We start from the raw sequence: 13,200 nt of genomic DNA, 5'->3' as shown, positions 1-13,200 counted from the left end.
CGGTATTTTTATATTCCCTATCGCTTGATTACATAGCATCAAGTTATATTACTCTTAACGGTTTCTCTGGGTGGCTCCTCGCTTCTTCCTGTCATATCTTTGATGGTTTCTCTATATTTTCTTGCCATTTCAGAAAGTGAGCCATCAGATGATTTTAATAATTCGCCGAGATTGGACTCCTCAAGCTTTTCAGGATTGGCAGACCATTTCCTGATATTATTCCTTGTAAAATGTTCGGGGGGTATTTTGTCAGCTAGTTGAGCAAGTTTTTCATAGACCCCTTCTCCCAGAACACTATCTTCTTTTAATTTGGATAATAGCTGCATGTTGACTTCTTTAAACAAATTGGGGATATCCTCGTTCAGGAGCTTATCCTTATCTGTGGATTTATTAATCTCACGATATTCCAGGCTTAAATAACTGGCTACTTTAGCTGCTTCTTCAGGATTCAATGTCATAAAGAATTCAATCACTTCATTATTATGACAATGAGAAGGCAAGTCTCGGACAATTTGTTGGACAGCAGGATTTTTAATCATTTGAAATTGTTCTTCCATTTCCAGAGAGATAATTTCATCAAGTTTTGTTGATTTAAAGGCATAGTTATCTAATTGACAGATATCTTTCAATTGATCTCGAAATGATTGTACTTCTTTTTGCAGAGTACTCTTAAATAAATTATATTCAGCAGAAATGTCTCTATCAATTTTATCTAATGCTTCTATGGAGTTTAAAACTTTTTCAAGAACTTGGCTTTTTGTTAACGATTCACTTTGTAGAAGAGCATTGATTTCTTGAGATACTCTTTGCAATTCTTCACATTCGGTCTTACGAGCCGCATTTCTTGAACCTTTAAACCATTCACTTTTTCTTTTTTCATTGTAAATTTTAGCAGTTAGATCTAAACCTTCGGCGATTTTATTTAACTCCACATCCAATAATGGCTTGGAAGAATATTTTGACCAGGTAATTGCACTGAGGTTCTCGTGTTGCAGATTATTACGAGAAAGCAATCTTACAAGATCTTGTTTTTGGTTCTCTGGTATGTCAGTAGTTTTTTCGAGCTCTTTTTGAATGGCTGGCCAGTTACGGTTGTAAGCAATATAATTTTGAGTTTCCTTTGAGAGCATGGAATAATTAGGAACACCTGTGGGGGAGGTAGCAACCAAATAATCCAATAATTCTTTTGGTTTACTCTCTGCCAGCAGTTTGACGACTTCTTTCTTGAATTGATCAAATTTTTCGTACCCTTGAGCGACTACCTCATTCTTGTGATGTAACCGATTGGAAGTTCCTGCCCGGAGTGCTTCCTGATGATCTGCAAGATCACCAAGGGGATGTTTGCCTTTGGTTTGTCGAGCGAAGAAATCCAGGAAATGGCAACTTATTCTGCCTTGATGGGAGAATATATTCCCTTTTTTATCAGGATCAGCGACAAAAAATTCATCAAAGTGAGGAGAGTTCTCAATAATGTGATAACGTTGAGTAAATTTTTCAGTAATTTCCTCTTGTTGCTTGCTGCTTAACTGAGATGTTAATCCCAGTTCGGCATAGTGGCTGTTAATGTAATTGTAAATAATAGGCTCAATCTCTGCTCCTTGAACAAGTCCTTCTTTCACTCTTTTAGCAACTTCAGTAGCATGGGGCTCTTTATCAAAAAATTCACCGAAGTTAGCGTCCGATAACTTGTTGGTTTTACAATAAAAATTAATCTCAGCCAATAGATATTGGACTTTAATTGACATTGTATTTGTATCAGATTCAAATTTTATTTCCTTTTGCTTCTCATAGAATACACTAACTTTTTCAGTACCACTTTCACTTTCCTTTTTTGGCCAATAATCAGCTTCTGTTGTAGCACCAATAACTCCATAAACCCAATCTTTCGCGGTGGAGTTGTCATCTAACGTACATGCTATGTTTTCCAAATAATCCAAGTTAAGTGGTTGGTGATAGGTATCCTCATCCACTTGAAGTTCGGAATCAATTTTCTTGTACTCTTCTAGAACGAGTTTTTTTATATCCTCAAATTTTTGATCACGATCGCCATCTTTTGTATTAAAATCTTTGTCAAGTTGCGCTAAAACAGAATCTACGATTTTGTCCTTCAGTGATTTTTTATTAAAAACAATAGGAGTGTCTTTATCTGGTGGTAGAAGCTCAGAACGCAAACGAGCCCCTAATCCATCAGTTGCCCGTTGGTATCCCCAGCTTCATATTGAGATCTGTTTCTTTTGAGACTAAACAGAGGATTATCAAAGTGGGTAAATGAGTCTGGTCTATCCGGGGAAAGCCTTAAAGCAAAGGCATTTTCAGAAGATTGAATGACTTCCTTTACTCCAGAAGGTAATTGCGGAATTCCTTCTGTGCGTAGTTTGTCTATTTCTCTTTGCTCATCAAATTTCTCTTTGAGTACTTTGATTAAATCAATATATTTTTCGATTTGTTCCAGGCGCTCTTTTTTCTCTTTTAATAGATCTTCATAGGCATTTGGTGAAATCTTTCTTTGAACACCGATTGCCTTTATATCATCTTCCAGATTCTTTTTATATTCATTTAGGTGATGTTCAGCAGAATACTTTGTCCCACCATGCGTTTTTCCATAGAAAAAGGCTAATAACTCACCTGTTGTTTCACAGGTATTATCCAATCCTATTTCATCCCCACCTACAATAGGTAAAAGAATATGGACTTTATTATCCTTATCGATATGTAAATATTCGCATCGCTCCGGCTCTTTGAATTTTATTTTGTCAACCATGTTCATCACCTTATGCTAGTGCTCTAACTATAAGTATATTATAAAATCATTATAAGTATTTAAAAATAAGTCTGATTGTTAAAAAGATGATAAGATTTGTGTTTTTTCTTTCAGTATAAAAAACTAATCATTGTTCCTCATATACAAGAATTGAGCTCACAATTTGAGTTATCTAAAACAATCGAATATGAGACTTTGGATTAAATCATTGCAATTTTTTGGTTTATACCTATTGCAATAAATTGATAAATAATTGCACTTGTTATATAATAAACCCTCATTTTGTTTATGGAAGGAGACCATTGTGCCTATAGTTCTAGATTCTGATGTGTTGGAAGCGGCGGAATATGTATATAAAACACGCTTATCTCAGCCTTACACTGAGGTGGGTTCTGAATGGGAGTATAATTACAAGAATCCAACAGCGACCTTTGCAAAAGGGGATGGTCATAACTTGCAAAGGTATATTACAATTGATGGCAAGCAGCTTCATCGCCCCATTCATGGCTTAGCCCATACTATGCGCACATTGATGTACAGCCAATTGATGCATTGCTCCTCAAAAAAACAACTTTCTCCACACGTATGTCAAGACGGGCGAACAATCGCCGATCTCAGTGAACTGGATCTTAAAAAGATAAACATTGCTCAATTATTTTTTGTAGCCGGGCGCGAAAGTGAAGCTTCTTACGGTGATGCTTATCATCGTTATCATCTGTATGGGGCTAAACAGTTCGAAGAATATGCTCGCAAGCATTTGACCCATCTTTTTTCAGAAGAAGAAATCGAATTGTACTCACGATGTATAGAAGACAGAGAAGGAGATAGTTTTGATGGCACTCCTGAAGGTTATTTAATTCACTTATCGCACATGATCGATTTGATGCGCTGCAAGAGCCCGGTTGAGGTTTTTTTGGGGCACTCAAAAGGTGTTTCTGGCATTGTACCTACACTGATTCATTTGTTTGGCAAACAAGACGGCTTGGATATTATGCATTACGCACGAGGCTTGTTTGCGGCTACAGGTGAAGCAGTCCCCTATATTGATTCATCTGAATGGCTTCATTTGGGAGTTGATCCAAGTCGGGTTCAACGCGCGCTCACTGTCGTTGGTGATATCAATGTTCCTGGGCAAGAGGCCGATGCTAAAAAAACAGCGCAAGCCGGTTTTTCAGTGGACGGTTGTTATTCCGCGTTAACCAGCGTGCCCACCCCCTCTTGGTATATGAAAGATTTGAAGGAAATCGATGATGAAGTAATCGATCTTAAGGAAGTTGATGACAAGGAGATAGAAAAGGAAGATAAGCTAATTGCTCCTCCACAGGCAATAACGACATTAAAAACAGAAAAGACCGACTCTTTTGTCGAAAAATATCTGAAGCCATTTATGATTTGGAAAAAGCCAGAGCTACAAACGACTCAGCCAACAATGGAGAAGACTAGTAAACCTTAGCCTGTTTTATTTAAAGTAGGTAGAGAAACGGATTCACTTAGGGAATTAAAATACAATGAGGTGTTGTAACTATGTTTAGTTATCTGGATAAATTATTAGATGGAATATTTGGTTACCAAAAGCCAGATACTAGTCAGTTAAGCACCTCAACGCCACCTACTCTAACTACTGTTCCTTTGAAACAAGAATATTTTGTAAAAATTGGGGAAAGTGAAACACAGGATCTAGGCTTACTGCCAGTGGTTAGCAAGCGACATAATCAATCAGTTCCCTTGGAGGAAATTCCTTTTGAAGATACCAGACTTGAGTTGATTGAGCTTTATATTGCATTGTTAAAACAATATGTTTTAGATGAAAAACTGCAGAGCATCCTTGCGCAGTATCTTATATCGCATTATCTTTTTCTAAAAACCATAGCTGCCAGTGAGAGAAATAAAGGTCGTAAAGATCTGTATCTTAATTTATCTCAAAAAGTGGCTGATTATCTTGAAAAAAATGAATCTAAAATATGGAGTATGGCTGTTGAATGCACTAAAACCAGTGAGTATCCCATTGTTTCCTGGATAAAAAATCACCAACTTCATTTCAATTTTATAAGAGCTTTTATACTGGATAACAATAAGAAACCATTGACACATAATCAACGTGCATTTATGCAGCAGTATAGAGATTCCACTGCTTTTTTCTTTCCTAATCAGGTTTACCTGGCTTGGCTTACCCAATCCTATGAATCAGATTCTATTTTGAATCCTATGTACCGTGAGAGCAGGTCAACGCATTATTATCATGCGAACATTACTGATAATCTCTTGCTAAGAACACGTCCCAAAGAGGTCAATTTTGGCTCTCAACATTTTTTCCAAAAAGGCAAAGGCTCCGTCAAGAATAGGTTTCGTTTCAATATCAATGACGGGAAATTACTGCGCATACAGGGAAGAACATTACTTTTTAGCACGGATAAAGGCAATGAAATTATTGCCGTAAAGGTGCAAAAAAAGGGGGAGCCGCAATCTGCTTTAAGTAGTGAGTTTCAAATGGCAGATTATTTGTTAAAACATCAACGCCGTTTGAATTTGCAAAGCCAATTACCTATCCCTCTCAGCCAGTATTCAATTAATCGAGCGGAGATTCTCGAAAAATGCCGGAAATCACCTGGTTTTGAGAAATTCGAGAATTTGATAAGTGATGCAAAAAACCTTGAAATTTATGTTTATAAAGCAACACCTTCTTATTTTACTTATCTGCATGATAAGCAGCAAAGTCTTAGGCAATTCACTTCTTCAGTGCAGAAAAATGTACATGATCTTTTCGTGCTCCTAAGAGAGGGTATAGTATTTCCTTATCTGGCTGATATGTTTCATACTCATATTGATAAGGGTAAAAGGAAAGACAGGGGCCGATATCAGGCCTTGGTTGAGCTTTTAAGTGCCTTGCAATCACAAATGGGTCGCCTTGATAAATGGCAGAAGGCAGTTGAGTTTGTTAACTTACGAGTCAGCGGTATTGCTGATTTGGGTGACAGCCTTCCATTGACCAGCTTTTTGACAGTTTCTGATTGGACAAAACATTATCATGAGGAATTGCTAACGGGTGCTTACCATCCATCTTTTCTATTTCTCGATAAATCGAGTGGCTCGGTTCGATCCTTGTTCAACAGCCGGCGCAAAGTATTTGGTAATTATTTGTATCTGAATATCATCGCTGAGTATCTATTAGTTATTCAATTGGCAATTGGCAGCTATGGCGATAAAGTGACCCGCAAAATGGATACTAAAAGTAAAGCAAAGGTTTGGGAGCATTTGGGGGAATTGATGTTTTCCACTTGTGCTGAAGCAGTTAATTTGATAACTGGTATGCCCAAATCCAGAGCGCTTGCTTTTATAAAGCAAAGAGCGAATGTGAGAAAACATATTCAACAAACGTTGTTTTGGATGACTCCGGATTATTCAAATATGGATAGTCTGAGTATTCAGTCTCAACAATCCAATATGTATTCAGGTGAATCAGATTATGAAATAAACGGTGATTTAGTTCCGGGACTGGGCTTGAGTCTTGATGGCATCAATCAGGATTTAGGTGATTATAACCAGGCAAGCCCTTTAAGGGAGCTAGAGAAATTATTATATGCTACAGTGACCTTGATAGAGGGGACCCAGCAACTGGATAAGCAATTTTTTCAACAGTTGGATGAAACCGAGAAAATGATTTTGAGTGCTGCTGGATCTGATAAATGTTATCAATCTGTTGCAAAGCTCCTTGACCTTGCGCGGCCTGGTTGTCAAATGCAACGAAGATTAGCTTTTTCTTACTATGAAACAATCAAACGAATATATCCCTATCAAAATCCCTCAGATGTGAGATTTGAGCTTGTTGCAAAAGAAGAGGCAATTATAAAAATCCAGCGTTTTTGGCGAGAACATAAAAAAGAAAACCAATCGCTTGAAAAAGGTTTTGATTTTGATAGAAACATTATTCCGTCTCAGTCGTCTTTATGAAAGCATCATTTCAATTTTGAAAAAAAATACACTCATAGCTATAATGAGAAATTTCCTGTTTTCGTTAGCAATTGGCTTTTGATGCAATTTCTTACTATTTAATTAAATCAAGATTTTATTATTTATCCAAGAAATTATGGTGGAAGTTTAAACTGAATATCAGATATGATTACGCTTTGAATTGACAAAAACAAGACAAATAACGATACTTTTGTTTTTATAAAGTAATCAGTTTTTTTAAAGCGATCAAGAATATTTTATTGATTAAATAATGTTCAAATGGTATAATGATTAATTACCTTGCTGGACTTAACCTATTTCATATGAAGTGTGAATCATGCCTGAAGAGACAAGCATAAATTTACCAAAATCACTCAGCCATTTTCTTGTTCAATCCGATTTGGATTATAAGAATTCATTGAGGTCGGTTCCTTTATTTGACGTTAAGCGAACTATTTCCTGGGATGATAACCTTAGAAAAATGTTTGCCTCAATCTTTTATCATTTGAGAGGACATTTTATAAATTTTTTGTGGTATGTTGCCAACTTTGCTGATAACGAAGCTTCAAAGCAAATTATTATTCAAAATATTTATGAAGAAATTGGAATTGGCAATCGTTTTTCTCATGAAAAGCTTTATGAGCGCTTTGCAAAAGAATGCGGTGCTGATATTCATGATGAAATAGTGAATGAAACCAACTATATGCCTTTTGCCAAAGAATTTAATAAAGCTCATTTATCCTGGTTGGCGCAACATGATCCTAAAGATCATTTGTGTGCTTTTGCAGCTTATGAGCGTTTGGATAATCTTGATTATCCTTCTCTTGTTGAACTTGCCAAATCGATGCAAATATCTCAACATGGCATGACCTTCTTTAATGTTCATACCCACGTCGATCATTTTGATACCACGCTACAATTGATTGTGCCCATATGGGAAGAATCTCCTCAGCGGTTGATAGAGTCATTTCATTTTATTCAAACTCATCAGTTGAGGATGTGGGAACAGTTTTCCAACGTATTATTTAATTAATATTCTTTAACATAAGAAATGCCAGAATTTCTTATGTTAAATAGGAGTTAATCAATTTTGGGAAATTTTAAAGTGAAATGAGCGAATTCATTTTTTTTCCCTTTACAGGAAATATCACCACCTGCTGCTTGCATCAGAAGTTTACAATAGGCTAAGCCTAAACCAGTCCCTTCTTTTCTGCCAGAATAGAAGAAATCAAAAATTTTTTCATATTCTTTATGATTTAAGCCTTTAGCGGTATCCTTTATATGAAGGTAATTAAAATTCTCTTTCTCCCATCCTTGTTCTAGCCAGATAGAGATTTCCCCTTTATTGGTTTCCTCAATATATTCCAGACTATTTTTTAGCAAATTCCACATCATATTTTTAAAACCCACTTCATCAATCCATATGGAAAAATCATTTTTATCATTTAAATGAATCAAAGATTTTTGGTTTTCTTTGAAAGGGTATTCTTCTAAAGACGCTTTGAGCAATTTTTTGATGGAGTAAATCGAAAATGTACTGGTATCTAATTTGTCTCGTTGAATATTATTTAGTTGCATGCGAATTAATTGATTACTCATTTCTATGCCACGAGTAATTTTGCTTAAATTTTCCTTCAGGTCCTTTTGAACTTCTGGATTATTTAATCTTTCGACAATCAATTCCTGTAATTCAGCCTGTAAATAAATACTGGCAAGTGGCGTTCTTAAATCATGAGCGATACTTCCAGCCAGCATACGCATACCTGATAAACGTCCGGCATAGGTAATTTCTCTATCTCGTGCAAACAAGGCGCCAATGATGATTGCTGCAATAAACGTAACAATTAAACTAAAAAGAGATATAGTTCCCGGGATATAGACAAACAGATTATTTGATAAAATATAAAAATGAAAAAAAGCAAGCCCAACACCTGATACAAGTAATATAAGAGCTCCCAATACACTGGAAACTAATAAAAGAAAAAAGATAGCTGATACGCAATTCATTAACCAAAGGGTCGAACCATTATTTATGAGGGTCAAATAAGCAAAAAAATAAGGCAAACAAAAGAGCAGAACTATATACCAAAAAACAGGTAGAAATTTTAATAATGGTCTTGGCCAAAATTGATTAAATGCCAAACAGGCGCAGAGGAGAGCCGCGGTGATACGTAAAATAAACTCTTCTGTCAGTTGAAAATGTTCCAGTTTCCAGAAAACTCCGAAAAGAGGGTAATTAATCATCATGACGATGCCAAATAAAGTGATTTGATGGCTTGCGTCTTCAGTTTCTTTTAATAAGTATTGGTAAATTGCAGTAAATATATTTTTTAACCTTTGCATGATTCCTTAATTATCTGAGTAAAAAATTTTGGTATTGTTTGGGTATTAATCTTATTAGTCCTGAACATTGAACAGTAAGTATAGGATTAGAAATGCTTGTAAATCATGAGTATTTCAATGATGAACCCTGAATGATACTACCAATTAGAGTTATGATTTCTACGATTTCCTGGACATAAGTTAATGTATATTGCTCCCAATTAAAACAAATACCAAGGATACCATAATCTCTGTTTTTTAATACTAATATTGCTTTTCCATAAGTAAAAACTCATATTATTGAGCTTTAATTTAATATGAATTGTTCTATCCAAAATACAGAAGTCTGAAAGATAATATTGGTCAGTTTTAGCGTTATATCACAATGCCATAAAGAGAATATCAGCTGATTTTTCTCGGACTCTGTTATAAGATAGTTGGTCGAATTATGTTGTCCTCATCGCCCTTATCAGCTATCATCATGCTGTCTTTAAATCTATTTTCAAAGGTCTTTACCGCACTTGCTTCCTTGGCATTTCGCACCGGATAGGGTAATGCTTCTGAGGCTAAATCAAGGCATCGAGCTTTAATTTCTGATATGGAATGCAAACCAAATGCATTACTGGTCGCTAATCCCTTATTAAAGTAGGCATTGTAAATTTCTCGTTCAGAATCTGTCTCTAATAATTGCGCCAAATGAAGTTGTTCCCAGCATTCTCTATAACATTCAATGCTTTCTGCCTTAAGATTCAGGCGTTGATAAAAGCCGGCAAGATAAAAATACGCATTAGCAAGTAACAAACACCCTGGTGTTTTGTGTTCTTGTATTGGAGTACTTTGGCTAGTTACGCAATTGTATAAAAGGTCGATATTTTCTCTTTTGGAATCATTTTTACAACTGCTAATTAAGAACGTCAAAATTTCCTGTGCAGCATAAAAGCAATTAAATGTCGAGAAGGACAGTTTAAGATAATCATAATAATTCCTGGTGTCTTCTTTTTGTTTTTCCTTTAATGCCGCTAAATATAAAACATAGCCACAATAGAAATCGGCTCTTGATCGCGCATCCGGGTTTCTAAATTGAAAAGTATGATCTTTCTCTAATCGTAATTTATTAAATTTATTGACCCAGAATGGCTTTAATGGATCGCTATCTAGTAGCGTTTTAACTTTGACGTCACTAGTGGCTTTGAGCATGGCTAAATCAAACGGTTTTAGCCTGGATAGAGTCGCAATCACATTATCTGTGATGCCTTCATCGCAGATTAATTTTTCCAATTCTTTCAGAGTATTAGGCATTGGTTTTCCTTTTGGCATATCAAATTACCAGTATTGATTCTTTAAGTTTATTATTTTCTTGTTTAGTCTCCAAGTCACCACGACGTGAGCCAAAAAAGCCTAACTCAGGGCAAGAGCGTGACAAACTTAGGCGCGGGGTCTTGATATCAGTAAGTCCATCTAAATTATCTATTTGAGCCTGTAATGGATCAATTGTCTCAAATAACTCATCAACCTCTTCTTTAGCAATTAAATGACCGAGTCCTATATTCTCTAATAAATGATCTACAGCATTTTTGAGTGTAAAGCGTTCTTTTAACAACTTTTGCGCTTCTACCACTGTTCGATAATTATCGGAGTTTTCTATATTATCACATGTTAATTGATTTTTTTCTCTTGCAACAATGGAGTCTAAAATATCCTTTGGATCTCTGGATTCTGATTGTCGCTTATAAGCAGAGTCTGGATTTTTGATTAGCCACTTAGGTAGAGGTTCTTCCGCATGCTCTTCTTTAAATTCCTTTTCCTTCTTTAACAGACTGTATTTACCATAACGATATTCTCCAATATCAACGGCATTGCCATATTTGCCGCCCTTAATAAAAATATCGTCTGTAACAGAGCCAAATTTAGTATAAACAATACCAACGTCTAATACGCTGATAATTGCCGAGCCATTGTTTCTCATGCCCATGTCGTCCATTCGACAAACATATTTACAGTTTTGCTTTAAATCCAGCAATTCATGCGGCTCACACCAGGGATATATTTCAATGTAAGGATTGTTAAGAACAGCCACTTCTTCCTTAACCTTTGCATTTAATTCCTTAACTAAATTTTTCCAATAATCTCTGCGCTGGCTATTATTGAATCGATTATCATAGGGATGAGTTTTTTGATAAGTTTTGACCGCTGTTTTACCAAATCTTTCAACAACTATTTGCTTCATTAAACCTTTGTCTTGTGGGTCACCTGCCAGTTTTACAACAGGTACTCGTTTTATTTTTTCACGAATAGAAATTGAGTCATCTTTGATCAGTTGAGCCAGCTTTAACGCTTCTTCAAATCCTTTGCCAGGACGAATTGTACCAAAGGATAAGATATTGGGGGCTTTAGCTACCACATCCAAAGGATGATCCGGTTCAGTACTTAATTTTTGTGATGCTACGGTTAATCCAGATTTTCCTTTTAAATCATATTTATCAACCGGATATTTATCTAAGTCAAAATCTTCCCCAACTTCTCTTATTTTTTTTGCAACACCAGTCGGTTCAGTGGTATTGCGCTTATCACAATCACCATAGGTAGCAGCAATGACCGCATTTTCTCTATCTGCGGCATTAAAGAATTGCACGCTGTTTGCCTGGCGCATTAAATCATGAGTATATTGTTGTAAATAACGTCGAGTATAGTTTTGTTTGTATTCATGAATTGTGATATTGACTTTAATACCCGCCTCTTGAAATTTTTTGATGTCTTCGGGAGTAATAAATACTCCACAATCTGGTGGACGAATATGAATATCAAGATGAGTATTCTCATCAATAGGTTTCATTTTGGCAATAATGTTTGCAATCACTTCGGGTTTTATCGGATCACGTCGGTTTGCCTGATAGGCTAAATGAAACCCTTCACTTGCAGAGAGCTTTCTTTTACTATAAAAACCGCCAAGCTTTTCATTTGCAGACAGGTAAGGCTCTTGGTGCTTTGCAATCAAAGTTTGTAATTCTGAAATTAATTTGTTTCTGCATCCCTCTTTATTGGCGATAATATCCTGGGTGTTTTTCAGTTGGTTTTTAACATTTGTATAAGCGTCAATTGCCTTTTCAACATTCTGAATTGATAATGCCTTGATAAAGGTTTGTTGGTCATAAGTGGTGCTAAATCCATCGTTGAAAATAATATTGATAAATTTTAATTTATCATGATGGTCTTTTGTTTCATTTAGCGCTTTAAAGCAATGGGGATACTTGTCCGCTACAGCCAGACAGATGCTGTTGAGTACCTCTAACTTCTTGATAATGTTTTCAACAGATTCTTTTAATCCAGCAAAATCATAAAAACTTCTGAAACTTTTATCATGCTCTAAATCATAAGGTAAACTGCTACTGTGGAAGTCATAGCTGTACTCTTTAATTCCAGTCAGTTTATCTGTTAATTTTTCCAGCTCTTTTAAATTTGCAGGGCCTGTAAATTGGCTTTTAAGTGCCTTAAAATTATTGAGCGCTTTTTCATGTCTGCTTAAAAAACTAGGATTAAATAAATGAGCCTCAATATATTCATTTAAGGTGCAATAATCTTGAATATTCTCTTTGTTTTCCTTATATGATCTAGTCAAATACGCTAATTTGGATTTTTGTTTCTTAATTTTACTCAGATCAGCGTTATTATCTTCTATAGCTTTTTCTAATTTGACTTTTTTCGTATCCAAAGAGCTAATGATTTCATCAACTTTTGACTCATCAAATTGGATAGGTTTTTGAGAGTAAATATCCATTATTGTAAGTGATTGCAGGCTGTTATCGTGCTTTACAATAATTTTTGGTGTTCTGGGACTAACCGTTTTGTTATTTACTTCCTGTGCTTTTTCTGGAGATGAAACGGCATCTTTTAATTTATAACCGCTTATTACTGTATTTTCGTTAGCAACTGGCTGTAATACTATCGCGCTTGGTATAGTATCTTCTGGAATGGAAGTAGTTCCTGTTGGAAATGGGATAGAGTAATCACCTTTGTCTTTTTTTAACCATTGACAAGGTATATCTTCGTAATTTTCAGCAAAACCCAATTCCAAAGAGGCTGCGTATTGCCCATCACCAGTTTTTGCCTCTTCATCAAAAGGCGCAGTTAATAAGTATATTTTAGTCATAAATTACTGTAGTAAAATTTTT

8 protein-coding genes are annotated in these 13,200 nt (G+C 35.6%); 3 read left to right on the top strand and 5 right to left on the bottom strand.

The window, feature by feature from the left end:
• Positions 1–38: 38 nt before the first annotated feature.
• Both CC34_RS01000000116250 and CC34_RS1000000117800 read right to left on the bottom strand, forming a co-directional pair.
• The gene (locus tag CC34_RS01000000116250; RefSeq protein ID WP_394342611.1) at positions 39–2,171 is read right to left on the bottom strand and encodes a protein SdcA; all 2,133 of its coding nucleotides are present in this window, start codon (positions 2,169–2,171) and stop codon (positions 39–41) included.
• 8 nt (positions 2,172–2,179) lie between these two features.
• Complete coding sequence (locus CC34_RS1000000117800; RefSeq protein ID WP_371904246.1) at positions 2,180–2,761, bottom strand: hypothetical protein; 582 nt, start codon at positions 2,759–2,761, stop codon at positions 2,180–2,182.
• Positions 2,762–3,020: 259 nt separating this feature from the next.
• On the opposite strand from CC34_RS1000000117800, the gene CC34_RS0108240 reads away from it, so the two are divergent.
• From CC34_RS0108240 to CC34_RS0108230, 3 genes are all read left to right on the top strand, one after another.
• Complete coding sequence (locus CC34_RS0108240) at positions 3,021–4,214, top strand: SidE phosphodiesterase domain-containing protein (protein WP_080272262.1); 1,194 nt, start codon at positions 3,021–3,023, stop codon at positions 4,212–4,214.
• 71 nt (positions 4,215–4,285) lie between these two features.
• Positions 4,286–6,709, top strand: coding sequence for a SidJ family T4SS effector polyglutamylation protein (locus CC34_RS0108235; protein WP_027228477.1), 2,424 nt, complete (start codon positions 4,286–4,288; stop codon positions 6,707–6,709).
• A 337-nt stretch (positions 6,710–7,046) separates the two neighbouring features.
• On the top strand, positions 7,047–7,742 hold the full coding sequence (locus CC34_RS0108230; RefSeq protein ID WP_027228478.1) for an iron-containing redox enzyme family protein: 696 nt from the start codon (positions 7,047–7,049) through the stop codon (positions 7,740–7,742).
• A 47-nt stretch (positions 7,743–7,789) separates the two neighbouring features.
• On the opposite strand, the gene CC34_RS0108225 is transcribed toward CC34_RS0108230, so the two are convergent.
• The 3 genes from CC34_RS0108225 to ceg32 form a co-directional block, all read right to left on the bottom strand.
• Positions 7,790–9,052, bottom strand: coding sequence for a sensor histidine kinase (locus CC34_RS0108225; protein WP_027228479.1), 1,263 nt, complete (start codon positions 9,050–9,052; stop codon positions 7,790–7,792).
• Between the two features lie 405 nt (positions 9,053–9,457).
• Positions 9,458–10,348 (bottom strand): Dot/Icm T4SS effector metaeffector MesI, encoded by an 891-nt coding sequence (gene mesI / locus CC34_RS0108220; protein WP_080272257.1) that lies wholly within the window; start codon positions 10,346–10,348, stop codon positions 9,458–9,460.
• A 1-nt stretch (position 10,349) separates the two neighbouring features.
• The gene (gene ceg32, locus CC34_RS0108215) at positions 10,350–13,178 is read right to left on the bottom strand and encodes a Dot/Icm T4SS effector Ceg32/SidI (protein WP_027228481.1); all 2,829 of its coding nucleotides are present in this window, start codon (positions 13,176–13,178) and stop codon (positions 10,350–10,352) included.
• Positions 13,179–13,200: the final 22 nt, after the last annotated feature.

It is taken from the genome of Legionella pneumophila subsp. fraseri (assembly GCF_000586315.1).
Taxonomy (GTDB): domain Bacteria; phylum Pseudomonadota; class Gammaproteobacteria; order Legionellales; family Legionellaceae; genus Legionella; species Legionella pneumophila_B.
This window is presented reverse-complemented; position numbering and strand designations above follow the sequence as displayed.